The 25658-nt window shown below is 68.4% G+C and carries 25 protein-coding genes; 13 read left to right on the top strand and 12 right to left on the bottom strand.

What is annotated here, in order from left to right; genetic code table 11:
* Positions 1 to 169: 169 nt before the first annotated feature.
* Complete coding sequence (locus tag GGR03_RS14250; RefSeq protein WP_183209091.1) at positions 170 to 1417, bottom strand: ubiquinone biosynthesis hydroxylase; 1248 nt, start codon at positions 1415 to 1417, stop codon at positions 170 to 172.
* Positions 1418 to 1537: 120 nt separating this feature from the next.
* On the opposite strand from GGR03_RS14250, the gene tesB reads away from it, so the two are divergent.
* The 6 genes from tesB (at position 1538) to GGR03_RS14220 (ending at position 9861) form a co-directional block, all read left to right on the top strand.
* The gene (tesB, locus tag GGR03_RS14245; RefSeq protein ID WP_183209089.1) at positions 1538 to 2410 is read left to right on the top strand and encodes an acyl-CoA thioesterase II; all 873 of its coding nucleotides are present in this window, start codon (positions 1538 to 1540) and stop codon (positions 2408 to 2410) included.
* A gap of 238 nt (positions 2411 to 2648) precedes the next feature.
* Positions 2649 to 2987: a P-II family nitrogen regulator gene (locus GGR03_RS14240; RefSeq protein WP_183209087.1), complete on the top strand. Its 339-nt coding sequence runs from the start codon at positions 2649 to 2651 to the stop codon at positions 2985 to 2987.
* A 20-nt stretch (positions 2988 to 3007) separates the two neighbouring features.
* Positions 3008 to 4357 (top strand): ammonium transporter, encoded by a 1350-nt coding sequence (locus tag GGR03_RS14235; RefSeq protein ID WP_183209085.1) that lies wholly within the window; start codon positions 3008 to 3010, stop codon positions 4355 to 4357.
* Positions 4358 to 4640: 283 nt separating this feature from the next.
* Positions 4641 to 6020, top strand: coding sequence for an ammonium transporter (locus GGR03_RS14230; protein WP_183209082.1), 1380 nt, complete (start codon positions 4641 to 4643; stop codon positions 6018 to 6020).
* 239 nt (positions 6021 to 6259) lie between these two features.
* A complete protein-coding gene (locus GGR03_RS14225; RefSeq protein WP_183209271.1) occupies positions 6260 to 9073 on the top strand; it encodes an FtsK/SpoIIIE family DNA translocase in 2814 nt (937 codons plus the stop codon).
* Between the two features lie 134 nt (positions 9074 to 9207).
* On the top strand, positions 9208 to 9861 hold the full coding sequence (locus GGR03_RS14220) for an outer-membrane lipoprotein carrier protein LolA (protein WP_183209080.1): 654 nt from the start codon (positions 9208 to 9210) through the stop codon (positions 9859 to 9861).
* 3 nt (positions 9862 to 9864) lie between these two features.
* Here GGR03_RS14220 and GGR03_RS14215 read toward each other — a convergent pair whose 3' ends face one another.
* On the bottom strand, positions 9865 to 10749 hold the full coding sequence (locus tag GGR03_RS14215) for an alpha/beta fold hydrolase (RefSeq protein WP_183209078.1): 885 nt from the start codon (positions 10747 to 10749) through the stop codon (positions 9865 to 9867).
* Positions 10750 to 10870: 121 nt separating this feature from the next.
* Between GGR03_RS14215 and GGR03_RS14210 the strand changes: the two genes are divergently transcribed.
* Together GGR03_RS14210 and GGR03_RS14205 are read left to right on the top strand one after the other, a co-directional pair.
* Positions 10871 to 11680, top strand: coding sequence for an exodeoxyribonuclease III (locus GGR03_RS14210; RefSeq protein ID WP_183209076.1), 810 nt, complete (start codon positions 10871 to 10873; stop codon positions 11678 to 11680).
* 83 nt (positions 11681 to 11763) lie between these two features.
* Positions 11764 to 12930, top strand: a complete 1167-nt coding sequence (locus GGR03_RS14205) for a DUF2235 domain-containing protein (RefSeq protein WP_183209073.1) — start codon at positions 11764 to 11766, stop codon at positions 12928 to 12930.
* Here GGR03_RS14205 and GGR03_RS14200 read toward each other — a convergent pair.
* Positions 12927 to 13382: a cyclic nucleotide-binding domain-containing protein gene (locus GGR03_RS14200; RefSeq protein ID WP_183209071.1), complete on the bottom strand. Its 456-nt coding sequence runs from the start codon at positions 13380 to 13382 to the stop codon at positions 12927 to 12929. The two genes, GGR03_RS14205 and GGR03_RS14200, sit on opposite strands and share 4 nt — an antisense overlap.
* A gap of 208 nt (positions 13383 to 13590) precedes the next feature.
* Complete coding sequence (locus tag GGR03_RS14195) at positions 13591 to 14274, bottom strand: response regulator transcription factor (protein WP_183209069.1); 684 nt, start codon at positions 14272 to 14274, stop codon at positions 13591 to 13593.
* 205 nt (positions 14275 to 14479) lie between these two features.
* Here GGR03_RS14195 and GGR03_RS14190 point away from each other — a divergent pair, with 205 nt between their 5' ends.
* Positions 14480 to 14929 (top strand): L,D-transpeptidase family protein, encoded by a 450-nt coding sequence (locus GGR03_RS14190; protein ID WP_246367963.1) that lies wholly within the window; start codon positions 14480 to 14482, stop codon positions 14927 to 14929.
* A 185-nt stretch (positions 14930 to 15114) separates the two neighbouring features.
* Positions 15115 to 17430: an FdhF/YdeP family oxidoreductase gene (locus GGR03_RS14185; RefSeq protein ID WP_183209065.1), complete on the top strand. Its 2316-nt coding sequence runs from the start codon at positions 15115 to 15117 to the stop codon at positions 17428 to 17430.
* Positions 17431 to 17456: 26 nt separating this feature from the next.
* Here GGR03_RS14185 and GGR03_RS14180 read toward each other — a convergent pair whose 3' ends face one another.
* From GGR03_RS14180 to tsaD, 6 genes are all read right to left on the bottom strand, one after another.
* Positions 17457 to 18101, bottom strand: a complete 645-nt coding sequence (locus tag GGR03_RS14180) for a class I SAM-dependent methyltransferase (RefSeq protein WP_183209063.1) — start codon at positions 18099 to 18101, stop codon at positions 17457 to 17459.
* Between the two features lie 43 nt (positions 18102 to 18144).
* Positions 18145 to 18369, bottom strand: coding sequence for a DUF3072 domain-containing protein (locus tag GGR03_RS14175; RefSeq protein WP_183209061.1), 225 nt, complete (start codon positions 18367 to 18369; stop codon positions 18145 to 18147).
* 79 nt (positions 18370 to 18448) lie between these two features.
* The gene (locus GGR03_RS14170; protein ID WP_183209059.1) at positions 18449 to 18886 is read right to left on the bottom strand and encodes an EVE domain-containing protein; all 438 of its coding nucleotides are present in this window, start codon (positions 18884 to 18886) and stop codon (positions 18449 to 18451) included.
* Between the two features lie 13 nt (positions 18887 to 18899).
* Entirely contained in the window at positions 18900 to 19190 is a 291-nt protein-coding gene (locus GGR03_RS14165; RefSeq protein WP_183209057.1) for a YciI-like protein, read from the bottom strand.
* Positions 19191 to 19266: 76 nt separating this feature from the next.
* On the bottom strand, positions 19267 to 20247 hold the full coding sequence (locus GGR03_RS14160; protein ID WP_183209056.1) for an NAD(P)H-dependent glycerol-3-phosphate dehydrogenase: 981 nt from the start codon (positions 20245 to 20247) through the stop codon (positions 19267 to 19269).
* On the bottom strand, positions 20244 to 21332 hold the full coding sequence (gene tsaD, locus GGR03_RS14155; RefSeq protein ID WP_183209055.1) for a tRNA (adenosine(37)-N6)-threonylcarbamoyltransferase complex transferase subunit TsaD: 1089 nt from the start codon (positions 21330 to 21332) through the stop codon (positions 20244 to 20246). The genes GGR03_RS14160 and tsaD overlap by 4 nt, the downstream gene beginning before the upstream one ends.
* 174 nt (positions 21333 to 21506) lie before the next feature.
* On the opposite strand from tsaD, the gene hemC reads away from it, so the two are divergent.
* Together hemC and GGR03_RS14145 are read left to right on the top strand one after the other, a co-directional pair.
* Complete coding sequence (gene hemC / locus GGR03_RS14150) at positions 21507 to 22445, top strand: hydroxymethylbilane synthase (protein WP_183209054.1); 939 nt, start codon at positions 21507 to 21509, stop codon at positions 22443 to 22445.
* Positions 22446 to 22470: 25 nt separating this feature from the next.
* A complete protein-coding gene (locus tag GGR03_RS14145; RefSeq protein ID WP_183209053.1) occupies positions 22471 to 23163 on the top strand; it encodes a uroporphyrinogen-III synthase in 693 nt (230 codons plus the stop codon).
* A gap of 1 nt (position 23164) precedes the next feature.
* Here the strand turns inward: GGR03_RS14145 and GGR03_RS14140 are convergent, their stop codons facing one another.
* Positions 23165 to 24262, bottom strand: coding sequence for a hypothetical protein (locus tag GGR03_RS14140; RefSeq protein ID WP_183209052.1), 1098 nt, complete (start codon positions 24260 to 24262; stop codon positions 23165 to 23167).
* Between the two features lie 54 nt (positions 24263 to 24316).
* Positions 24317 to 24532, bottom strand: coding sequence for a hypothetical protein (locus GGR03_RS14135; protein ID WP_183209051.1), 216 nt, complete (start codon positions 24530 to 24532; stop codon positions 24317 to 24319).
* Between the two features lie 37 nt (positions 24533 to 24569).
* Here GGR03_RS14135 and GGR03_RS14130 point away from each other — a divergent pair, with 37 nt between their 5' ends.
* Positions 24570 to 25652, top strand: a complete 1083-nt coding sequence (locus tag GGR03_RS14130; RefSeq protein WP_183209050.1) for a COG4223 family protein — start codon at positions 24570 to 24572, stop codon at positions 25650 to 25652.
* Positions 25653 to 25658: the final 6 nt, after the last annotated feature.

Here is a 25658-nt window from a genome sequence, read left to right as displayed (position 1 = left end):
CGTGCGACAAACAACAATCATGCCCCGCGATGCGGGACGTTGGCCTTTAGATAGGCCGAAGGCCGCCGTGACGCGGCGGCTGTGATTGCCTTGTGGGCCGGCTAGGAGAAAGAATTTGCTGCCAGGGACCGAAGCGGCGACCGATTCCGTCCCCGGCCGGCAGAAGCACTCAGATTGGCTCGCCCTGGAGCAGGCGCGGCGAGGGTCCCTTGGTGAGGCCGGCGGCCTGGCCGATGAAGAACTCCTTCAGCGGCGGGGCACGGTCGACGAGCGACAGGCCGAACGAACGGGCCGCCCGCAACAGCCGGCTGTCGTTGGAGAACAGCCGGTTCAGCACGTCGGTGGTGATGCCCATCTGCAGCGTGTCGAAGCGCCGCCAGCGCTGGTAGGTCTCCAGTACGTCGAGTGCGCCGATGTCGAGGCCGAGACGCTCGGCCTCGACGATGGTCTGGGCGAGGGCCGCGGCGTCCTTGAAGCCGAGATTGAGCCCCTGGCCGGCGATCGGGTGGATGCCGTGGGCGGCGTCGCCGGCGAGCGCGATGCGCGGCCTCACGAAGTCGCGGGCGAGCGTCAGCCCGAGCGGGAAGGCGCGTCGGCCCCCTTCGACGGTCAGCGCGCCAAGCTTGTGGCCGAAGCGCCGCTCGAGCTCCATCTCGAACAAGAGGTCGTCGGAAGCGACCAGCCGTTCGGCCTCACGAGTCGGCTCGGTCCAGACCAGCGACGAGCGGTTGCCCTTCAGCGGCAGGATGGCGAACGGGCCGGAAGGCAGGAAATGCTCCTCGGCACGGCCCTCGTGCGGGCGCTCATGCGCCACCGTCGCGACGATACCGGACTGGCCGTAATCCCAGTGAACCGTCCTGATGCCGGCCATGTCGCGGATCTTGGAGCGCACGCCGTCGCATGCGATGAGCAGGCGCGCCGCGATCGTGCCGCCATCGGCGAGGCGGACGCCGATCGATGCCATGCCCGGCTCGATGCCTGCCACGGCGACCGACTGGCGAATGCTGATGCCAAGGGCCTCGGCGCGCTCGCGCAGCGCCTGGTTCAACGCGACGTTGGGCAGCATGTGGGCGAAGGGCTCGCCGGGCTTTGCCTCGCCGCCGAAGGTGAGGAAGACCGGGCGCACAGGATCGGCGGTGCGCGAATCGGTGACGATCATCTCAGTGATCGGCTGCGCCTCGTCGCGCACCGCGTCCCAGATCTGCAGGCGTTCGAGCATCCGGATGGCGGCAGCGGCGACGGCGGAGGCGCGCTCGTCCTTGCGCCAGACGCCCTCGGGCGCGGCGTCGACGACGACGATCGACAAATGCGGCGCGGCGTCGGCGATCGCCACCGCCGTCGTCAGCCCGACATAGCCGGCGCCGGCTATGACGATGTCGGCGCGCTCGCCTGTCGGTCCGTCGATCATGTCGCTCATGCCATTATCCTTCTCGCGGGGCGATGCGGCCCGGTGCTGCGGCTTGACGATCCCGCGCCCCTGGTGCAACGCCGCAGGTAAGCGGGTGCGACGGCCCCCGCAACCGCGGAGTAGACTAGTATGACGATGGCCGTTGAAAAGCTCCTGGCGACACTCGACCTCGAACGGCTCGAGGAAAACCTCTTTCGCGGCACCAGTCCGGACCAGACCTGGCAGCGCGTGTTCGGCGGCCAGGTGATCGCCCAGGCGCTGGTCGCGGCGCAGCGCACCGTGCCGGCGGAGCGCCACTGCCACTCGCTGCATTCCTATTTCATGCGGCCCGGCGATCCGGCGGCGCCGATCATCTACGACGTCGACCGGATCCGCGATGGCGGGTCCTTCACCACGCGCCGTGTCGTGGCGATCCAGCACGGCCACGCGATCTTCTCGCTCTCGGCCTCGTTCCAGAAGGACGAGCCGGGCTTCGACCACCAGGCGTCGATGCCGGACGTGCCGCTTCCGGACGATCTGCCGCACGGCCAGGCCATCACCGAGACGATCCTCAAGCATGCGCCCGAGCCGGTTCGCCGCTACTGGCAGCGGCCGCGGCCCATCGAGTTCCGGCCGGTGTCGTTCGACCATTACGTCAGCAGCGACAAGCTCGAGCCGTTCCAGCAGGTCTGGGTCCGGGCCTCCGGCGAGATCGGCGACGATCGCGACCTCAACACCGCCGTCCTCGCCTATATCTCAGACATGACGCTGCTCGACACGGCGCTGTTCGCCCACGGCCTGTCCGTGTTCAACGACAAGGTGCAGGCGGCAAGCCTCGACCACGCGATGTGGTTCCACCGGCCGGCCCGGGCGTCGGAATGGCTACTCTATTCCCAAGACAGCCCGTCCTCGTCCGGGGCCCGCGGTTTGACTCGCGGCTCGCTCTTCGCCCTCGACGGCACGCTGGTCGCTTCGGTGGCGCAGGAAGGGCTCATCAGACCACGCCGTGCGCAGCCTGCATAATCTGTAGGCAAAAATCCTTCATCTGACGTTTCATTATGCAGCGCCACCCTGCCTCATTCGAAGGCAGGGCACTTTTAGGCCGTATTTGCGCACTGGCGCGCCGGTCGCGGCCTCGCAGCCGGTTTGGCACGCGCCTTGATTACCCTGAGTCAGTCACCGTGCGGGCGTTCCGCCCAATCCGGCGGTTGGCTCAACTCGGCGGCCGTGCCACGGCGGCCGTCAAAGCTGCGAGGTGAACATGAAAATCGTGATGGCGATCATCAAGCCATTCAAGCTTGACGAGGTCCGCGAGGCGCTGACGAGCGTCGGCATCCAGGGCCTCACCGTAACCGAGGTCAAAGGTTACGGACGGCAGAAGGGGCACACGGAGATCTACCGCGGCACCGAGTACGCCGTCAGCTTCCTGCCGAAGCTGAAGATCGAGGTTGCGGTGCCGGTCGACATGGTCGAGCGCGCCGTCGAGGCGATCCAGATCGCCGCCAAGACCGGCCAGATCGGCGACGGCAAGATCTTCGTCTTCAGCATCGATTCCGCCGTGCGCATCCGCACCGGCGAGATCGATGTGAACGCACTTTGAGAGCGGGGACACGGCATCACATGACCATCAGAAAGACACTGACACTTGCCGGCGTTTTCGTCGGACTGGCCGCCACCGCGGCCTTCGCCCAGGACGTAGCACCCGATGCCGCGGCGGCTGCCGCCGAGGCTCCGGCACCTGCAGTGCAGCCGGAAGTCGCCTACATCTTCAACACCTTGCTGTTCCTGATCGGCGGCTTCCTCGTGATGTGGATGGCCGCCGGCTTTGCCATGCTCGAAGCCGGTCTCGTCCGTTCCAAGAACGTGTCGATGCAGTGCCTGAAGAATGTCGCGCTCTATTCCATCGCCGGCCTCATGTACTGGATCGTCGGCTACAACCTGATGTATACGGGGGTTGACGGCGGCTACATCGGCTCATTCGGGACCTATTCCTTCGATCCCGTCGGCGGCGACAATCTCGCCACCGGCTATTCGACGGCATCGGACTGGTTCTTCCAGATGGTGTTCGTGGCGACGGCCGCCTCGATCGTCTCCGGCACGCTGGCCGAGCGGATCCGCCTGTGGCCATTCCTGCTGTTCACCGTCGTCCTCACCGGCTTCATCTACCCGATCGCCGGTTCCTGGCAGTGGGGCGCCGGCTGGCTGTCCGAAATGGGCTTCTCCGACTTCGCCGGCTCGACGCTGGTCCACTCGGTCGGTGGCTGGGCGGCGCTGGCGGGCGCGCTTCTTCTCGGCGCACGCAAGGGCCGCTTCGCCGCGGACGGGCACGGCATCGCGATGCCGGGATCCTCGATCCCTCTCGCGACGCTCGGCACGTTCATCCTGTGGCTCGGCTGGTTCGGGTTCAACGGCGCGTCACAGCTCGCGATGGGAACGATCACCGACGTGACCGACGTGTCGCGCATCTTCGCCAACACCAACCTCGCGGCGGCGGGCGGCGTCGTCACGGCGATGATCCTCCTGCAGATCATCTACAAGCGGGTCGACGTCACGATGGTGCTCAACGGCGCGCTTGCGGGTCTGGTCTCGATCACCGCCGAGCCGCTGCAGCCGTCGCCGCTGGCGGCGATCCTGATCGGCAGTGTCGGCGGTGTCATCGTGGTGCTGACCGTTCCGCTGCTCAACAGGCTGAAGATCGACGACGTGGTGGGCGCGATCCCGGTCCACCTCTTCGCCGGTATCTGGGGGACGCTCGCGGTGCCGCTGACCAACGCGGAGACGAGCTTCGTCACCCAGCTGATCGGCGTCGCGGCCTATGGCGTCTTCGCGTTCTTTGGCAGCCTCATCGTCTGGGCGATCATCAAGGCGGTGATCGGCATTCGGGTGAGCGACGAGGAGGAGGCACTCGGTCTCGATCGAAGCGAGGTCGGCGTCGAAGCCTATCCGGAGTTCGCCGTCGGGCGTAGCTGACGGCCAGCAGTCGACAAGAAGAAAAAGGGCTCCCAAAGGGGGCCCTTTTTAACGCCGATGCCGTAAGGCTGGCTGCCGGAAATGCCTAAATAGTATGCATTCTGCTGCCGTCTATGGCAGATCGAACCCGTCTCGTGCTGTGCTTCCTGCCGCCTCGGCGCTGCGCCGGGCCGGCCGTGACGGTACGCCGGAATCTGGCACGCGATTTGTTTAACTCACTGCGGGACGCATGGATGCTCCCGGGCAGGCCCGCCATCCGGGCTGTGTTGGAAAGTTGCAACTGATGTCGAGATCATTTCGATTGCTTCGGCAGATGGCCGCCGCCGGCGCCTGCCTTGGGGCCGCTGCGGCCCTCGTCGTGGCGGCTGGACCGGCCATCGCCCAGGATGCGGCGGCCACGGCTGCTGCCCCGGCTGCAGAAGCTGCCCCGATCGTCGACAAGGGCGACGTTGCGTGGATGATGACCGCGACGCTTCTCGTCCTGTTCATGACGATGCCGGGCCTGGCGCTGTTCTACGGCGGCCTGGTGCGGGCGAAGAACATGCTGTCGGTGCTGATGCAGTGCACCGTCATCACCGGCGTTGTGATGATCGTCTGGGTGCTCTGGGGGTACTCCTTCGCCTTCGGCGGCGGCACCAGTCCCTACTGGGGCGGGCTCGGCAAGCTGTTCCTCGCCGGCGTGACGATGGACTCCACCTCCGCGACCTTCAGCGACGGCGTCGCCATCCCGGAATATCTGTTCATCGCCTTCCAGATGACCTTCGCGGTGATCACCCCGGCGCTGATCGTCGGCGCCTTCGCCGAGCGGATCCGTTTCTCGGCCGTGGTGCTGTTCACCATCCTCTGGGTGACCTTCGTCTACTTCCCCATCGCGCACATGGTGTGGGACGGCTCGGGCCTGATCTTCAACTGGGGCGCCCTGGACTTCGCCGGTGGCACCGTCGTCCACATCAATGCAGGCATCGCGGCGCTGGTTGGCTGCCTGTTCGTGGGCAAGCGCACCGGCCTCGGCCGCGACAACATGGCGCCGCACTCGATGACGCTGACCATGGTTGGCGCCTCGATCCTGTGGGTCGGCTGGTTCGGCTTCAATGCCGGGTCGAACCTCGAGGCGACCTCCGGCGCGGTGCTGGCGATGCTGAACACCTTCACCGCCACGGCGGGCGCCCTGGTCGCATGGTGCCTCATCGAAACCACGATGCGCGGCAAGGCCTCGATGCTCGGTGCGGCATCCGGCATGGTCGCGGGGCTCGTCGCGGTGACGCCGGCCTGCGGCACGATCGGCCCGGTGGGGGCGATCGTCCTCGGCGCGCTGGCCAGCGGCTGCTGCTACTTCTTCGTCTCGGTGGTGAAGAACAGGTTCGGCTACGACGACAGCCTCGACGTGTTCGGCATCCACGGCATCGGCGGCATCGTGGGCGCGATCGGCACCGGCATCTTCACCGCGCCGTGGCTCGGCGGCACCGGTGCGGAGGACTTCTCCATCGTCGGCCAGACCACGACGCAGGTCTGGGCCGTGCTGGTGACCATCCTGTGGTGCGGCATCGTCTCGGCGATCCTGTTCAAACTCGTCGACCTGGTCATCGGCCTGCGCCCCACCCCCGAGCAGGAGCGCGAAGGGCTCGACCTCAGCTATCACGGCGAGGCCGCCTACCACGCCTGAAGCGAGAGCTTCGCAGACGCCAGAAAGGACGGGCGAGCGATCGCCCGCCCTTTCTTGTTTCAGGAGCCGAGCACCGGGGAAACCGCCATCCGGGGTCTCGGCTGTCCGCCTTAGTTCACCACCGTTCGTAAGGCCCTCTTAAGCTTAAGCGGGTCTTAACCTCGCCCTCCTAGTCTCCCCGCAAGCAGCGGACTCGCCCGGCGCGGCAGGGTCCGAGGAGACGAGACAGGGCGATGGCAATGGCACAGACGGCGGCGCGCGACGGGGAAACCTCCTTCATCCGGCGGCAGGGGGAGATCGCTGGCGCGGCGGGCCTGCTCGGCCTCGCGGTCTATCTGGGCGTGGCCTGCGCCACCTGGACCGTCACCGATCCCTCCCTCAGCCAGTCGAACCAGAACATGGTGGAGAACTGGGCGGGTCCCTCGGGCGCCATCGTCGCCGACCTCGCCATGCAGGTCTTCGGTCTCGCCGCAGCACTCCTGGTGGCGCTGCCGGCGATCTGGGGGTTGATCCTTCTGTCCGGCCGCAGCATCGACCATATCTGGCGCCGCGCCTGGTACGGCGTCGCCGGAATCGTGCTCGCCGCAGCCGCGCTCGGCTGCCTGCCGGCGCCCGAAGGCTGGCCGCTGCCGATCGGCCTTGGCGGCGTTGCGGGCGACATCGTCCTGAAATTCCCGGCGCTCGCAACGGGCGCCTTTCCCGAAGGATTCCTGGCCCTCGTCCTGGCGCTGATGATGGCGGGGCCGGCGGGCTGGCTGTTCCTCAATGGGGCCGGCCTCATCGACCGTCGCGGGGCCTCCCCGGCGCAGGCCGGGCGCCGCTCCGCGCCGCTCGACGAGGTCGACGACGAAGATGCCGGAGAGAGCCGCTTCGCGCTCCTCTTCGGTGCGCTCGCCCATACCGCCTATTCAGCCCGCTCGGCGATCGGCCGCCGGCTGGAGGCGCGCCGCGCCGCCAAGGCTCCGCGCGAATTCGGCGACCGCTTCGACGACTGGCAGGACGAGGACGATCTCGACGCGCCGATCCCGGCGCCGCAGCCGCGCGCCGCGCAGCGCGAGATCCGCGTGTCGGTGTCCGAGCCGACGGACGGCGACTATTACGATCCGATGGACGGCGACGCGCCGGCCTATGCTGACGATGCCGCAGGTGAGATGCCCTGGGACGAGGGCAACGACAGCGTGCACACTGCGCCCGATCTCGACGACGACGCCTTCGTGATCGGACCGGGCGACCGCGTATCGCCCAATGCCGCGCCGATCGCCGAGGAGCAGGGAGGCTGGCGCGGCCTCCTGGCCGGCAACATTGTCGCCTTCCCCGGCCGCCGCAAGGCTGAGACGCCAGCTGCCAACGGTGTCGCAGGCGCTGCCCGCTCCGGCGCTCCGGCGCGCGAGCCGGCTTCCCGGCCCACGGAGCCTGCCGCCCGCGTTGTCCCCCAGGCGACCATCACCGCCGAACAGCGCAAGCTGCGCAGCGGCTCCGGGCGGGCCGTCGCGCTGCAGCCCGCCGCGGGCCACGCCCCGGCAGCGCCCTTCATTCTGCCGTCGGTGGACTTCCTGACCCCGCCCAAGGCGCGCAGCCGCGATTCCTCGCTGTCGCCGGAGGTGCTGCAGGAGAACGCCCGGCTGCTCGAGGGCGTGCTGGAGGATTTCGGTGTCAAGGGCGAGATCATCGAGGTGCGGCCGGGGCCGGTCGTCACGCTTTACGAGCTGGAGCCCGCGCCCGGCATCAAGTCGAGCCGCGTGATCGGCCTTGCCGACGACATCGCCCGCTCGATGAGCGCCATCGCGGCCCGCGTCGCGGTCATTCCCGGCAAGAACGCCATCGGCATCGAGCTGCCGAACCAGCGCCGCGAGACCGTCTATTTCCGCGAGATGATCGCCTCGGAAAGCTTCATCCAGAACAAGAGCCGGCTGGCGCTGGCGCTCGGCAAGACGATCGGCGGCGAGCCGGTGATCGCCGACCTTGCCAAGATGCCGCATCTCCTCGTCGCCGGTACCACCGGCTCGGGCAAGTCGGTGTCGATCAACACCATGATCCTGTCGCTGCTCTACCGGCTGACGCCGGCCGAGTGCCGGATGATCATGATCGACCCGAAGATGCTGGAACTGTCGGTCTATGACGGCATCCCGCATCTCCTAGCGCCGGTCGTCACCGATCCCAAGAAGGCGGTCGTCGCGCTGAAATGGACGGTCAAGGAGATGGAGGACCGCTACCGCAAGATGTCGAAGGTGGGCGTGCGCAACATCGACGGCTTCAACACGCGGGTGCGCCAGGCGCTGGAGAAGGGCGAGACGATCTCCCGGACGGTGCAGACCGGCTTCGACCGCGAGAGCGGCGAGCCGATCTTCGAGACCGAGGAGTTCGATCTCGAGCCGTTGCCGTTCATCGTCGTCATCATCGACGAGATGGCCGACCTGATGATGGTCGCCGGCAAGGACATCGAAGGCACGGTCCAGCGCCTCGCCCAGATGGCCCGTGCCGCCGGCATCCACGTCATCATGGCGACGCAGCGCCCGTCGGTGGACGTCATCACCGGCACGATCAAGGCGAACTTCCCGACCCGCATCTCCTTCCAGGTGACCTCGAAGATCGACTCTCGCACGATCCTGCAGGAGCAGGGCGCCGAGCAGCTGCTCGGCATGGGCGACATGCTGTTCATGGCCGGCGGTGGCCGCATCCAGCGTGTCCACGGACCGTTCGTCGACGATTCCGAGGTCGAGGACATCGTCCGGCACCTGAAGTCGCAGGGCGTGCCGGACTATCTCGACGCGATCCTCGAGGATGACGACGAAGACGGGGGGGCCGCTGCCGGCGCTTCCGGCGGCAGCGGCGGCGGCGACGTCGACGAGGGCGCCGACCTCTACGACCAGGCCGTGGCGGTGGTGCTGCGCGACGGCAAGGCCTCGACCTCCTACGTCCAGCGGCGGCTGTCGATCGGCTACAACCGCGCCGCCTCGATCATCGAGCGGATGGAGAAGGAGGGGATCGTCGGCCCGGCCAACCATGCCGGCAAGCGCGAGATCCTGGTGCCGACCGAAGACGACCGGATGTGAGGCTCATGCGGCGCGCCGCCATTCGCGCGCCCCATTGCGCGGCCATGGTCGCGTTCCGACATAAACGGAAAGCCACGCCCTCACGGGGGTGGCCCTGTCCGAAGGGCGACTTCGAAAGGGAAGCCTCGACCATCATGGCCATTACCAGCATGTTCCCCCGCAACGGGCGCCGTCTCGTTGCCGTCCTCTCCGCCGCCTTCGTCGCCGTCGCGGCCTTGCTGCCGCTGAGCGCCACCTCCGCTGCGGCGCAGGCGAGCGCGGCTGCGCAGCGGATCGCCGATCATTTCTCCAACGTCCAGTCGATGCACGGATCGTTCATCCAGTTCGATCCGAATGGCCGCCAGACCGAGGGCAAGTTCTTCATCGAACGCCCCGGCAAGGTTCGGTTCGACTACGCGTCGACCCCGCTGCGGGTGATCGCCGACGGTTCGAACGTCGCGATCAACAACCGCAAGCTCAACACCTGGGATCTCTATCCGCTGTCGAAGACGCCGCTGAAGCTGTTGCTCGACCGGCGGATCGACCTGTCGGCGGCCAACATCCAGAGCGTCAAGGAAGAGCCGGACCTGACGACGATCGTCATGGGCGACAAGTCGGTCTTCGGGACCTCGCGCATCACCATGATGTTCGACCCCAAGACCTACGAGCTCAAGCAGTGGACGATCCGCGACCAGCAGGGCAAGGACACCTCGGTGATGATCTACGACGTCCAGCAGGGCGGAAACATCCAGGCCTCGGCGTTCCAGATACCCTACACCGCGATCAGCCAGGGCCAGACCGGCAACTGACCGTCACGCCGCGAAGAAGGCTTCGAGCGCGCGCAGCGTCGCTTCCGGCGCCTCCTCGACGATGAAGTGGCCGGCATCGATGGCCTGTGCCTCGAGCCGGTCGCACCATGGCCGCCAGACCGCCAGCGGGTCGTGGCCCTCTCCGGGAATGCCGGCGGAACCCCACAGCAGCAGGGTCGGCGCCTTGATGCGCCGGCCGGCATCCCGATCTTCCCGATCCAGCTGCCAGTCGATCGTGGCCCCCGCCCGGTAGTCGTTGCAGGTCGCAGCGATGGTCGCGGGCCGGGCGAAAGCGCGCCGGTATTCCTCGAGCGCTGCGGGATCGAACGCGTCGAGCGTGTTCGTCTTGGTCCAGCTGGCGATCGTGTGATCGAGGAACATCACCGGATCGGCGCCGATCAGCGTCTCCGGGAAGGGTGCGGGCTGCGCAAGGAACAGCCAGTGATAGACCTTCATCGCTGACGTCGCGTCCATCCGCTCCCAGACCTCCGCCACCGGCACGATGTCCAGTACGGCCAGTCTTTCCACCCGCTCCGGCATGTCCAGCGCCATCCGGTAGGCGACGCGGGCGCCCCGGTCGTGGCCGGCGACGTGGAAACGCTGATGGTCGAGCGCCTGCATGACCGCCGCACAGTCGCGTCCCATCGCACGCTTCGAGTAGGCGAGATTGTCCGGAATGTTGGCCGGGGCGGACGATCGGCCATAGCCGCGCAGATCCGGGATGACGACGGTGAAGCGCTCGGCGAGGCGCGGGGCGATACGGGCCCACATGGCACCGGTCTGCGGATAGCCGTGCAGCAGCAGGAGCGGCGGACCGGAGCCGGCGATGCGCACGAAGATGTCGGCGCCCTCGCCGGCGATCGTCTTTTCCTCGAAGCCTTCGAACATGTTTCAACGCCTCCCGCGCACGCTGCCGGGGGTGACATCGGCCGGTTGCCGGTCTCGGCAAGGGTTGCGGTAACGGCGTTGCTTCCATAAGCCGGGCGCGACCTCCAGCCGGACCTCGCCAATGCCTTTTTCAATCGCCACCTGGAACATCAACTCGGTGCGGCTGCGCCTGCCGCTGGTGGAGCGTCTGCTGCGCGAGCATGCGCCGGACGTCCTCTGCCTGCAGGAGACCAAGTGCCCGAACGACCAGTTTCCGGAAAAGGCGTTTCGGGCACTCGGCTACGATCACATCGCCCTGCATGGCCAGAAGGGCTATCACGGCGTCGCGACGATCTCCCGGGTGCCGTTCGAGGACATCGTCCGCCAGGACTTCTGTGCCGTCGGCGACGCGCGGCATCTGTCGACGCGGCTGGTGGCCGGTGACCGGCGCATCCGCATCCACAATCTCTATGTGCCCGCGGGTGGCGACGAGCCGGATCCGGCGATCAATCCCAAGTTTCGCCACAAGCTCGATTTCGTCGAGGAACTGCGGCTGATGAACGCCGAGGCCGAGCCCGGTGTCTCGGCGCTGCTCGTCGGCGACCTCAACATCGCGCCGCTCGAGGCCGACGTCTGGTCGCATAAGCAGCTGCTCAAGGTCGTCTCGCACACGCCGGTCGAGACCGAGGGCCTGCTGCGGGCGCAAGGCGAGGGGAACTGGACCGACATGATGCGCCGGCATGTTCCGGAGGGCGAGCTCTTCACCTGGTGGAGCTATCGCAACCGCGATTGGACGGTCTCCAATCGTGGCCGCCGGCTGGACCATGTCTGGGGTTCGCACGACCTCGCCCCGCAGCTGGAAACGGTCGAGGTGCTGAGCGCGGCGCGCAGCTGGGACCGGCCGTCCGACCACGTGCCGGTGATCGCGCGCTTCGCTGACACGCCGGGTTGACCGGGCCGCCGATTGCGATGGCTTTCCTCCTGCCGTAGCGTAAGGATGTGACCGCCGTTCGTTGCGGGCGCCGGAGGAGCCGCATGCGCAAGCGTCTGGTGGTATGTTTCGACGGCACCTGGAACAATGCCGACGACAGCGACAAGAGCGCGACCAATGTCCAGCGGATTGCGCGCGCCGTGCGCGGCAATAGCGGCGACATGCAGCAGATCGTTCTCTATCTGCGCGGCGTCGGGTCGACCGGAACGCAGATCCAGCGGCTTCTGGCAGGGGCGACCGGGGCAGGCGTCGAGGACAATATCCGATCCGCCTACATGTTCCTGGCGCAGAACTATCGCCCGGCCCGCAAGGAGGGCGGCAAGGACGTCGCGGCCGACGAGATCTTCCTGTTCGGCTTCTCGCGCGGCGCCTTCTCGGCACGGAGCCTCGCCGGCTTCATCTCGAGCGCCGGGCTTCTGAAGCGCCAGCGGCTCGCCGATCTGCCCGCCGCCTGGGCCTATTATCGCCGCGTCGGCCCCCGCTCCTCGAAGGATTTCTGCGCCGTGGCGGGTAGCGACTGCCACCACGACCCGGAGATCACCTTCGTCGGCGTCTGGGACACGGTCGGTGCGCTCGGCATTCCGAAGAGCATTGTCGGGCTGCAGATCGACGCCTCGCACGAGTTCCACGACACGACGCCGTCGAAGATCGTCGCCAACGCCTTCCATGCTCTGGCCATCGACGAATATCGCGACGAATTCGTGCCGACGCTCTGGACGGGCACCGTACCCGCCGGCGCGCACGTCGAGCAGTGCTGGTTCGCCGGGGCGCATTCCGATGTCGGTGGCGGCTACGCCGACCGCCGGCTCGCCGATATCCCGCTCGCCTGGATGGCCGGTAAGGCCGAGCAATGCGGGCTGGCGCTGCAGTGGGAGGACGAGGACCGGCCGGCAGAGCCGCTGCTGCGGGCCGACGCTTCCCTCGATCCGTACGCGCCGCAGCACGAATCGCGTTTCAACCTCTCCCGCAAGGACCGGCTGACGCCGACGATCCGGCAGATCCACGGCGCCTCATTCCGCACCAGCCTCCTGGAACGGGCCTATTTCCCCACAGATGGCGAAGGGCGGCCGCTGAAACCGCTCAACGAATCGGTTCATTCAAGCGCTGTGCAGCGGGTCGGCAAGACCGTGGCGATCATCCTCAACGATGACGGCGATACGCAGAGGCGTCGCTACGCGCCGAAGAACCTGGCAGCGGCGCTCAGGCGCTAGTCGCGGAAGCGGCCTTCCATCTTGCCGATGCGGCTGGTCATGTCGGCGAGGTCGTCGCGCAGCCTGGCCTGCACGCCGAGCGCAAAGTCCGGATATTCCTCGAGCATCCGGCGAAACAGCGGCCGGCCGATGCGGATCAGGTCGCAGTCGGTTTCCGCCTTGGCGCTGGCTGGCCGGACCGTCTCCGTCAGAAGCGCGAGTTCCCCGAGAAGGTCGCCCGGCCCGAAGACGCCGATGAATTTCTCCCGCTCGGGACGACCCCGGGTGAGGACCACGCTGCCGGAGGCGATGACGAAGCCGGCGTCGGCCCGCGCCGCCTCGCGATAGACGAATTCGCCGGCGCGCAGCCGGCGATGCTCCGCGCCGAAGGCGAGAAGGCGCAGCTGCTCGGTTTCCAGATCATCGAAAAGGCGGACTTTCCGCAGCACGGCGATGTCGCTTTCCAGGCTCATCTCGTCTGCGACCCGTTCCCTCGTTCCTCGCCCGTGCAGGCGCCATCTGCTCCCGGATACGAACCGGCGGCAGCGCCCCCGCCACCGACAGGGGTCGGTGGCGCACGGTGCCTGAAATCACACTGATCGTTAAAAATGAAGATAACCGCAACGCCATGCACCGGCGTCGCGATGCCGCGCGGGCAGCCTCTACGGCTCCTGTCCGAACTTACGGAACCAGCTTGTAGCCGCCGGACTCGGTCACCAGGATGCGGGCATTGGAGGGATCCGGCTCGATCTTCTGGCGCAGCCGGTAGACGTGCGTCTCCAGCGTGTGCGTCGTGACGCCGGAATTGTAGCCCCAGACTTCCTCGAGCAGGATGTCGCGGGTGATCACGCGGCGGTCGGCGCGATAGAGATAGCGGATGATCGCCGTCTCCTTCTCCGTCAACCGGATCTTGCCGCCCTTGTCGTCGACCAGGAGCTTCTGGCTCGGCTTGAAGACGTAGGGACCCACTTGAAACGTCGCGTCCTCGCTCTGCTCGTGCTGGCGCAATTGCGCCCGGATACGGGCAAGCAGCACGGCGAAGCGGAACGGCTTGGTGACGTAGTCGTTTGCCCCGGCTTCGAGGCCGAGGATCGTATCGGAATCGGTGTCCTGGGCGGTAAGGATGATGATCGGCGACTTGAACCCGCTCTTGCGCAGGACCTTCACCGCCTCGCGGCCGTCCATGTCGGGAAGTCCGACATCCATCACCACGAGGTCGATCAGCCCGGCGCGCGCGGTGTTGATCGCCCTGGTGGCGTTCGGCTCGTTGAGGACGATGAACTCCTCGTGCAGGGCCAGCTGCTCGGCCAGCGTCTGGCGGAGGTCGTCGTCGTCATCGACAATGAGAATGCTGCGTGCGCTCATGCGGTGTCGTCGTCCGGTGCTGTCTTGCGAAGCCTGGCCTGATAAGCCGAGCCCGGCTGCCTGTAACAATTCGTGAGAACACATAGGCGAAATTCGTCGTTCGTCAGGGGGACCACCGCCGATGACAGCAAGAAATCGCACGATCGTCGTGCGACGGGCCCCGAGGTCGCCGCAAAGGGGGATCCTGTCGGCAGGAATCCTGCGGTTGCCTTGCGCGCTAGGCCGGTCGGGTACGACGATCGCCAAGCGCGAGGGAGACGGGGCGACGCCGGTCGCCACCATGGCTCTCCTGTCTGCGTGGTTCCGGCCCGGGCGGATGCGCCTGCCGTCGACGCGCCTTCCCGTCCGCCGCACCCGCAGCGGGGTCGACGGGTGGTGCGACGCACCGACGCATGCCGCCTACAACCGCCCGGTGCGGCTGCCCTTTCCGGCCAGTACCGAAAGCATGGCGCGGACCGACAGGCTCTACGATTTCGTCGTGGTGCTCGACTGGAACATGCGGCGGCGGGGACGGGGTCGCGGCAGCGCGATCTTCCTGCACATCGCCCGGCCCGGCTACCCTCCGACGGCCGGCTGCGTCGCGGTTTCGCCGACGGACATGCTGCGGCTTTCGCCATTCCTGTCGCCCAGGACGCGGCTGCAGGTGGAGCGCTAGGTCACGATCCTGTCAGGTGAAAGTGATGCATCCAGACGCGGCAATCATTCGCGACCGGGCGGTGCCGCCTGACGAAGTGGTGTGTCCACCTGTTGCAACCGGGGCGCGGTTGCCGAGTTGCGAAAAGGAGCCCTGACGCCAGTTGGGCCGGCACGACGCGCATCGCCTCGAAAGGGACCCCCGCCATGGATCGCAGCGAGATTACCGACAAGCCGACGATCGAGCCTTACGACGAGCCGACCGGTGGTTGGGGCTCGGTGAAGTCGCTGGTGTCCCATGCGGCGGGCGAGGGCCTGCTCGCGTCGACGCTTTGGTCGACGCTGCAGCGGCAGAACAAGGCGGACGGCTACATGTGCGTCTCCTGTTCGTGGGCGAAGCCCGCCAAGCCGCGGGCGTTCGAGTATTGCGAGAACGGCGCGAAGGCGACGATCTGGGAGATCACGCCGAAACGCTGCGACCGCGAGTTCTTCGCCAGGCACCGTGTCAGCGAACTGATGAACTGGACCGACCACGAGCTGGAGAAGCGGGGCCGGCTCACCACGCCGATGCGCTACGACCGGAGCCTCGACCAATACGTGCCGGTGAAGTGGGAGGATGCGTTCCGGGAAATCGGTGCCGAGCTGAACCAGCTCGATCCGACATCGGTGGTGTTCTACGTCTCCGGCCGCGCCTCGCTCGAGGCCTCGCATATGTGGCAACTGTTCACCCGGATCTACGGCTCCAACAACCTGCCCGACTCCTCGAACATGTGCCACGAATCGACCTCGGTCGGCCTGCCGGAATCGATCGGCTCGCCGGTCGGCACGGTGACGATCGAGGATTTCGACCAGTGCGACATGATGTTCTTCTTCGGCCACAATACCGGGACGAACGCGCCGCGGCTGCTGCATTGGGTGCATGACGCCCGCAAGCGGGGCGTGCCGGTGATCACCTTCAACCCGCTGCCCGAGCGCGGGCTGATGCGCTTCAAGAACCCGCAATCACCGATCGAGATGCTGAGCCCCGACGAGGGGGTGAAGATGTCGAGCGACTATTTCCAGCTGAACGGCGGCGGCGACATCGCGGCGATGACCGGCATCGGCAAGGCGCTGCTCGACCTCGATGACACGGCAAAGGCCGCCGGCAAGAAGCGCGTCCTCGACACGGCCTTCATCGAGGAGCACTGCCACGATTTCGAGAGCTTCGAGGCCTTCCTGCGGGCTGCCGACTGGGACGAGATCGCGCGCTGCTCGGGCCTGACCCGCGACGATCTCGAGCATGTCGCCCGGGTCTACTCCAAGGCCGAGAAGGTGATCGCCAATTACGGCATGGGCCTCACCCAGCACCGGCACGGCATCGAGAACGTGCAGATGCTGGTCAACCTCCTCCTGATGCGCGGCAATATCGGCAAGCCCGGCGCCGGCATCTCGCCGATCCGCGGCCATTCCAACGTCCAGGGCCAGCGCACGGTCGGCATCACCGAGAAGCCGGAGCTGATCCCGGTCGAGAAGTTCGAGGAATTCTACGGCTTCACCGTGCCGAAGGAGAAGGGTCTCGACACGGTCGAGGCCTGCCAGGGGATCATCGACGGGTCGGTGAAGGGGTTCGTGGCGCTCGGCGGCAATTTCTCGCGCGCCGTGCCGGAAACGCGGCTGGTCGAGGAGGCCTGGCCGAAGATGCGCCTCAACGTCCAGATCGCGACAAAGCTCAACCGCAATCACCTGCTGACGTCGGAAGTCTCCTACATCCTGCCGTGCCTCGGCCGCATCGAGCGCGACGTTCAGGCGGGCGCCGAGCAGACGGTGTCGATGGAGGATTCGACGGCCTGCATCCATGCTTCCAGCGGGCTGCGCGAGCCAGCGTCGAAGGAACTCCTGTCCGAGCCGAAGATCGTCGCGGAACTCGCCAAGGCGACGGTCCCGGGTCGCTCGACCATTCCCTGGGACGAGTGGGCGGCGGACTATGCCAAGGTGCGCGACGCGATCGAACGGGCCTATCCGAGCGACTTCAAGTATTTCAATCAACGCTTCCGGCAGCCCGGCGGCTTTCACCGCGACATCGGCGCCTCGAAGCGGGAGTGGCGTACGGAGACCGGAAAGGCCAACTTCAAGGTGCCGGAAGGCTTCGACGTCAATCCCGACATCGACACGCGGCCGCAGGATGTCCTGCAGCTGATGACGGTCCGCTCGAACGATCAGTTCAACACGACCATCTACGGCTATGACGACCGGCTGCGGGGCGTCAGCGGCACGCGGATGGTGATCCTGATGAACGAGGCGGACATGCGCCGGCTGGGCCTGCGCGACGATGACCGCGTCGATGTCGAGACGCATGCCGACGATGGCATCTCGCGGCGGGTCGACGACTACCGCGTCCACGCCTTCTCGGTGCCGAAGGGCAACGTCGCGGGCTATTATCCGGAGCTGAACGCGCTGATGCCGCTCTGGCACCATTCGCGCCGGGCGCATGTGCCGGCGGCGAAGTCGATCCCGGTGCGGCTGATCAAGCGACCCGCCGCCTGACCGGGAGCGGGCGGTCAGGCCTGGGTTCAGGCCGGCCGCCACTGCCAGACCGCGACCTGTTTGATTTCGGCATCCTCCAGCGCCCGCGTCACTGGAACCGTGTAGGTCGCGAGATGGTCGAGGCGGTCGCGGGGCAAATACGACCGGCCGGGATCGCCGACGAGGACCGTCACGCCGTCGCGGACAAGATCGTCGAACCACGGTGTGAGCCTTTCGGCGAGTTCGCAGTCGAAGAAGACGTCGCCGGCGAGCAGTAATTCCTCCCTGACGCGGCTGCCGATCCAGTCCGTGCCGTCAAAGTCGATGCCGACCCCGTTCAGGGCGGCGTTGAGCCGGATCGCGTCGCCGCAGAACGGGTCGGTATCGACGGCGGTGACGGACCTCGCACCGGCCAAGGCGGCGGCGATGGCGACGAGGCCGGAGCCTGAGGCAAAGTCGACGACGGTTCGCCCTGCGACGATCTCCGGATGGTCGAGCACATGCCGCGCCAGACCCTGGCCGCCGGCCCAGGCGAAGGCCCAGAACGGCGGCGGCAGGCCGATCGCATCGAGCTCGGTCTCGGTCTTCTGCCACAGCCCGTGTGCCTCGTCGGCCAGATGCAGGCGGAGCTCGGGCACATGCGGCGGGCTGAGGACCGACGTGTTGGCACGGATGAAGTCGTCGCGCTTCATCCGTGCCTGTCCATTGCGGCCGCAGCGATTAAAGAGGGCCGGTTCAGCCTTCCGCCTTCACCCGGTCGCTCTCGCCGCGGAGCTTGTCGATCAGGATCGACGCGTCCGCCTTGGAGAGGCCGGCATCGAATTCGTGGCCGGTCTCCTCGCAGAGTGTCTTCAGATAGGAGCCCTGCGCACCGGTCATCGGCTCGCCGCCGGTGGTCCATTCCGCCGGGTCCTTCTCGGTGTTCGAGGTGTTGTCGTTCTTCGGGTCGGGCGTTGCCATTGTTGATCTCCGAACATGAGGATGTTCCGGAAATGTTCTTCGCCGGTGCTGGTTCCGCCCTGCGACCGAGCAACGCGGGTCAGCCCTTCGCGGCCTTGGCCGGATCGAGCCCGCCCATCTCGCAGACCCTGGCAAATTCGGCGTCCGTCACCGGCTGGACGGAGAGCCGGGAGTTGTTGACCAGCACCATGTCCTTCAGCGCCGGTTCGGCTTTCGCCGCATCGAGCGTGACCGGGTTCGGCACGTCCATCACCGCCCTGATGTCGACGCACTCCCACTTGCCGTCCTTGGCGGTCGAATCCGGATGCGCCTCGGCGATCACCTCGACGATGCCGACGACCGCCTTTCCCTCGTTGGAGTGATAGAAGAAGCCGCGGTCGCCCACCGTCATCTCGCGCATGAAATTGCGCGCCTGATAGTTGCGGACGCCGTCCCATTCCTGGCCCTTGGCGCCGGCCTTCTTCTGCTGGTCGAAGGACCATTTCTCGGGCTCGGACTTAAACAGCCAGTAGCGCATGATCGTGCTCCGTTCAGCCGGCCGCCGGGTTCTTGATGGCCCAGCTCCAGGGCCGGACGGTCACGGTCTCGAACAGGCCGGCGACGGCATAGGGGTCGCGGTCGGCGATGGCCTTGGCCGCTTCGCGGCTCTCCGCCTCGATCACCACCATGCTGCCGCAGGGCTTGTCGTTTTCGTCGAGAAACGGGCAGGCAAATTTCAGCGCGTCGCCGAGGCCGTTCAGATGGGCCAGGTGCTCGGCCCGCGTATCCATCCGCAGTTGCAGCGAATTCGGCTTGTCGTCGCAGAGCAGGGCGTAGAGCATCGAAATTTCCTCGGTCAGTTCTGGATAAAGGCGGCCGCATGGCCGCGGCGGCAAGTTAGCGACCCTGGGGCCGGCATCAATCGAATTCGCGCTTCAGCGGACGCGCCAGGAGCGCCTGTACCGCCTCGCCGACATCCATGCCACCGGCAAGGATCTTCGCAACCGTCGCGATGATCGGGGCGTCGATGCCGCGCTCTTCGGCGAGCCGCGCAGCGATGCCGGCCGTGTGGACGCCTTCGGCGAGCTTCAGCCCGGTGCGGTCGCCGCCGCGGCCGAGCGCCATGCCGTAGGCGAAATTGCGCGATTGCGGGCTGGAACAGGTGAGGACGAGGTCGCCGAGCCCCGACAGGCCCATCAGCGTTTCCGGCCGGCCGCCGAGCGCGGCGCCCAGACGGCGCAACTCGACGAAGCCTCTGGTGATCACCGCCGCCTGCGCCGAGGCGCCGAGGCCGCGCCCGGCGACCGCGCCGGCGGCGAGCGCCAGCACGTTCTTCAAGGCCCCGCCTGCCTCGACGCCGCGCATGTCGGTCGCCGCATAGCCGCGGAATGTCTCGGTGGAGAGAAGGCGCGCCGCCTCGTCGGCGGCCTCGGCCTCGTCGGCGGCGATGGTCACCGCCGTCGGCAGGCCGCGCGCGACATCGGCCGCAAAGCTCGGGCCGGAGAGGACCGCGAGGCGATGGCCCGGCAGTTCCTCGGCGAGAATGTCGGACGCGAAGCGCCCGGTGTCCTGCTCGATGCCCTTGGAGCAGAGCACGATCAACTGATCCTGGCGCAGATACGGCTTCAGTGCCGTCACGGCTGTACGCAGGCTCTGGGTCGGGACCACCAGCAGGACGATCCCGGCGTTGCCGAGCGCCGCTTGCGGGTCCAGCGTCGCATTGAGGCCGTCCGGCAGCGTCAGATCCGGCAGATAGCGCGGATTGCAGCGGTCCTCTTGAATGGCCCGGACGGTGTCCGGGTCGCGGGCGAGGATCGTGACGGCATGACCGGCCCGCGCGTAGAGACTGGCGAGCGCGGTGCCCCAGGCGCCGGCGCCGACGACGGCGAAGCGGCTCATGCCTTGGCTCCGCGGCGGCCGAAGCCGACCAGCGGCACGGCGCCGGCGTCGAGTGGCCAGCGCGAGCGCACCGGCGCCTCCAGCCCATCGACGTGGCCGGCCTCGAAGCGCTCGAGCCCGGCATAGGCGATCATCGCCGCATTGTCGGTGCAAAGCGCGGCGGGCGGCGCGACGAGCCGCACGCCGGCCTTCGCGGCTTCGGCTTCCAGCGCAGTGCGGATCGCCCGATTGGCGGCGACACCACCGGCGACGGCGAGGACCGGATCGGCAAGGCCGGGGAACTCGGCGCGAAAGCGCTCCAGCGCCCGCCGGGTGCGGTCGGCGAGGCTGTCGGCGGCGGCGGCCTGGAAGCTGGCGCAGAGGTCGGCGACGTCGCCGTCGGAGAGGGGCGCGGCAGCCTCCGCGGCCTGGCGGAGCGCCGTCTTCAGGCCGGAAAACGAGAAATCGAGCCGCGCCTCGCCGCGCAGCGGCCGCGGCAGGGCAAAGCGCTTGGCATCTCCGGTGGCCGCGATCCGCTCGACATTCGGCCCGCCGGGCTGCGGCAGCTGCAGGAGCTTGGCCGTCTTGTCGAAGGCCTCGCCCAGCGCATCGTCGATCGTCGTGCCCCAGCGCTCATAGGCGCCAAGGCCGCGCACCAGGAGGATCTGTGTATGGCCGCCGGAGACCAGCAGCAGGAGATAGGGATAATCCAGCCGGTCGGTGAGGCGGGGGGTGAGGGCGTGGCCTTCGAGGTGGTTCACCGCGACGAAGGGCAGGCCGCGCCCCGCCGCGATCGCCTTGCCGGTCATCGCGCCGACGATCAGGCCGCCGACGAGGCCCGGGCCGGTGGTGGCGGCGACTGCGGCAAGGTCGCCGAAGCCGAGCCCGGCGTCGTCCATCGCGGCGCGGACGATGCCGTCCAGCGCCTCGACATGGGCCCTTGCGGCGATCTCCGGCACGACGCCGCCGAAGGCCGCATGTTCGGCAACCTGGCTGAGCACGACATTGGCGAGGGTCACCGGCACGCCGTCACGGTCGCGGCCGACCACCGCCGCAGCGGTCTCGTCGCAGCTCGTCTCGATGCCGAGGATCGGTGTCGCTGTCATGGGCTGTTCCTTCGCGCCGCCGTTCTACCGGTTCCGGCGCAAGATGGAAGCCGCCGGGTCGTGCTCGGCCACCCGCGATTGATCTTCGCCGCCTCGATCTTCTATGCATGAGGACCGCGCCGCGAGGCCGGCGCGCGGCGCAAGCCGCGGACGCAATGAACCGGGAGGCCCGCCTTGGCGACGGACGGAATCATCCGCATCGGAACACGCGGCAGTCAACTCGCGCTGGCGCAGGCCAGCGAGGTGCGGGCCCGGCTGATGGTTGCCCACGGCCTGCCGGCGGAGCGCTTCGAGGTGACGGTGATCTCTACCTCCGGCGACCGGATCCTCGACCGGCCGCTGTCCGAAGTTGGCGGCAAGGGCCTGTTCACCAAGGAGATCGAGCTGGCGCTGCTCGGCGGCGAGATCGATCTGGCGGTGCATTCGTCGAAGGATATGTCCACGGCGATCCCGGACGGGCTGGCGATCACTGCCTTCCTGCCCCGCGAGGACGTGCGCGACGCCTTCATCGGCCGCGAGGTCCGCACCATCGACGAGCTGCCGCACGGGGCGACGGTGGGCTCGGCATCGCTGCGCCGGCAGTCGCTGCTGAAGCGGCTCCGCCCCGACCTCAACGTCATCACCTTCCGGGGCAACGTGCAGAGCCGGCTGCGCAAGCTGGAGGAAGGCCAGGTCGACGCGACGTTGCTGGCGCTCGCCGGCCTGAATCGGCTGGAGATGAGCCATGTCGCGACGGACGTCCTCGACGTCGTGAGTTTCCCCCCGGCGCCGGGGCAGGGCGCGATCTGCATCGAGAGCCGCGCGGGCGACCAGGAGACCGCCGACCTCGTCGCCGCCATCGCCGACCACCGGACGACGGTCGCGCTGACGGCGGAGCGGGCGTTCCTGGCGGAGCTCGACGGATCCTGCCGCACGCCGATCGCCGCGCATGCCGAGATGCACGAGGACGGCTCGATGACGCTGCACGGCATGATCCTGACGCCGGACGGCGGCCAGATGCACGAGACGCGGCGGACGGGGCTCGCCGAGGATGCCGAGATCATCGGCCGGATGGCCGGGCGCGACGTTCTGGAAGCGGCGGGGCCGGATTTCTTCGCCGGCTGGGCGAAGTGATCGAAGCCGCCGGCGCGCGGCGCCCATGCGTGTCCTGATCCTGCGCGAGCCCGACGCCGCCGCGCGAACGGCGGCGGAACTGGCGGCACGCGGCCATGAGCCGCTGGTGCTGCCGCTGGAAACCGTCGAGACGCTGGGCGCGCCGCCGCCGGTCGGTGCCTTTGCCGCTTTCGCGGTCACCAGCGCTCATGCCGTGGCACCCCTGGCACACGCCTTTCCCGATGACCCGCGGCCGCTCTTTGCCGTTGGCGAGGCAACCGCCTCGGCTGCCCGGAACGCCGGCCTTCGCGATGTCCGGGCGGCAGGCGGGGCCGCCGACGGCATGGGAGCCATGGCCGCCGACGTCCTGCCAGCCGGCGCGACCATTCTCTACGCTGCGGGCCGGACCCGGACGGGGACGTTGGAGACGGCGCTGGCCGATGCCGGTCTCGGCTGCGCGGTGTGGGAGGTCTATGCCGTTCGCCCCTCGCAACCGGACCCTGCGACCGTTGCGCAAGTGCTTGCGGGGCGCGCGCCCGACGGCGTCCTGGTGCTTTCCGTCGGGCAGGCGACGGCGTTTGCCGGGCTTTGCAGAGCCATGCCGGACCGCTTCACCCCGTTGCCTGCCGTGCTGGCGCTGTCGGAGCGCATCGCGGCGGCGCTGCCGGCGGAACTTCGGCGCCGTGCGCGGATTTCGCCCGACAGGAGCCTTGCGTCGCTTTTCGAATGGCTCGGCTAACCTAGTTCCTGACTCGAAGAGACCGCTGCTTGCGCGACCGGTGCGAATGAAGGACCAATGATGGCGCGGCGCGCTGTGGTGGTTCGGACCCGCGCAGCCGCCCGTCCGGCGAGAATGGAGCTAAATCGATGACCAACCGTCCCCGGCGCTCGAAGCCGAGCAAGACGCGCGGCCAGACGATCGACCTGAAGGCTGAACCAGTGACAGACGGCGACAAGAACAAGGCCGACGGCGCAACGGCGCGTCCGGGTGAAGCCAAGAGCGCGGCGGAGCGCGGGGTGCCGGCGGGCCAGGGCAAGCCGGACGCGGCGCCGTCTCCTTCGGCATCGTCCGGCACGAAACCCGCCGCAACTTCCGCTGCCGCGGGGTCGAGTTCGGCCAGCAGCAAGAGCTCCTCGTCGTCCGGCGTGAAGTACACGTCGACGAAGGCCAGCGACAGCAAGGGCAGCGAGACGCTGGCGGAGTTCGCCGCCGAGGAGGGCCTCGCCCCCGACGCGCCGCATCCGCCCAAGTCTGCGGAAACGGACAAGACGCCGGCCGGTGACGACGCCGACAGGAAGCCAGCCGACGGTGACGACGCCAAGCCGGCGACGACGGTCGGCGCCTCGAGCTCGGTCCCGGCGAGCGTCCGCGGCGTCGCGCCCAGCATCGGCGGAACGGCAGCGAGTGCGACGCCTGCCGCCGGATCGTCCGCGCCGAAGCAGCCGGCCACTCCGGCGGGCGCGCCAGCCGTCGCCGGTCGTACGCCGGGCCATGCCGCGGCCTCCGCCGGTTCGAGCGCGAGCGGTCCGGCTGCTTCCGCCGGATCGGGCACGAGCGGTGCCAAGCCAGCCAGCGCCGCAGTTTCAGACGCCGGCACGAGCGGCGCCAAGTCCGCCAGCCTGCCGACATCGAGCGGCGCATCGGCTTCCTCCGGCACGGGCGGTGCCAGGCCGGCCGCGACATCGGCGTCCGGCGCAGGTGCTGATAGTGCCAAGCCCGCCGGCGCGGCGGCTTCGAGCCCTTCCACGGCGGCTGCATCCATTTCCTCCGCCGGGTCTTCCAGACTAGGCGCCTCGGCGACCCCGTCCGCCAGCGTTTCGGGATCGTCGGCCAGCACGCCTGGCAGCGCCGGCTCGGCGCGGCCGTCTTCCCCGTCGGGCAGCTCCAGGGATCAAGGAACCGCGAGCGCGGCGGCGGCCACCGGCGCAGCGGCTGCAAAGTCAGGCGCGACGGGCACGAGTGCGGGTACGACCGCCTCCGTCAGCTCTGCGTCGTCGCCGGCTTCGCGCCCGGCGGCGACGTCCACACCGGCCCGCACCGCAGAACCGGCGAAGACCGGCAGCGGCTTCGGCACGGCGCTCGCCGCTGGCATCGTCGGTGCGCTCATCGCCCTCGGCGGCGGCGCGGCGCTGCAAGCCGCCGGCGTGCTGCCGTCGCTCGGCGAGGCCGAACAGGGCGAGCAGGCTGCCTCCGTCACTCCGGAGCAGTTCGAGGCGCTGAACGGCGAGGTGACGACGCTGCGCCAGCAGATGGACGGCGCAGCCGCGGCGCCCGCCGTCGAAGGCCTTGCGACGAGCGAACAGTTCAACACGCTGGGTCAGCGCATCGACGCGCTCGAGCAGTCCAGCACCGCCGGTGCGCAGCAGGCCAGCGAGGCTGCGGCCGCGGCGCAACAGGCAGCGAATGGTGCGGGTGAGACTGCCACCGGGGCCCAGGAAACGGCTACCGGAGCGCAGCAAGCCGCAGAGGCTGCCCAGCAGACCGCGACGGCCGCGCAGGAAACCGCCAACGCTGCCAGTGCGGCGTCCACTGCCGCCCAGGAAGCGGCGACGGAAGCGCGCGACACAGCCGCGGCCGCCCAGGAAGCGGCCGAGCAGGCGGGTGCCCGCATCGACGGGGCGCTTGCCGGGTTCGACGAGCGGCTGGCCGCGATGGAACAGCGCAACCGCCGGGCCGATGCGGCGCTCGCCGCTGCCAATCTCAAATCCGCCATCGATCGTGGCGGCCCGTTCATGGGCGAACTCGAAACCTATGCGCAGTCGGCGGAGACTGCCGGCTCGACGGACGCGCTGCGCGAATTTGCGGCCGATGGTGTTCCCTCGGTCGCCTCGCTGACGGCGGCCTGGCCAGCCGCCGAGGCACGGATCGCGGACGCGCTGCGTCCTGCCCAGCCCGACGCGCCTGTGGGCGAGCAACTGCTCTCGGGCCTCCGCTCGCTCGTCCAGGTGCGCCCTGCGGGGCCGGCTCCCGCCAGCGAGCCGGGCCCGGCGGCGGCCCTGTCGCGCCTCGATGCGGCGATTGCCAGCGGCGATCTCGCCGCCTGGCAGACGGAGTGGGAGGCCTTGCCGCAGCCTGCGAAGGACGCCAGCGCCGATTTCGCGGGCGATGTCGCGGCCCGCCTTGCCGCCGAGCGGATCGTCTCGGAGACGCTGGCCGGCGCGCCCGCCGCATCCGGCGATGGCGGGCAAGGGGCAGAAGAGCCCGCCGCCCCGGAAAATCAGGGCTAAGGAACG

The organism is Aurantimonas endophytica (assembly GCF_014196845.1).
GTDB lineage: Bacteria > Pseudomonadota > Alphaproteobacteria > Rhizobiales > Rhizobiaceae > Aurantimonas > Aurantimonas endophytica.
The sequence above is the reverse complement of the archived record's forward strand: the minus strand, read 5'-3'. Positions and strand labels throughout refer to the sequence as shown.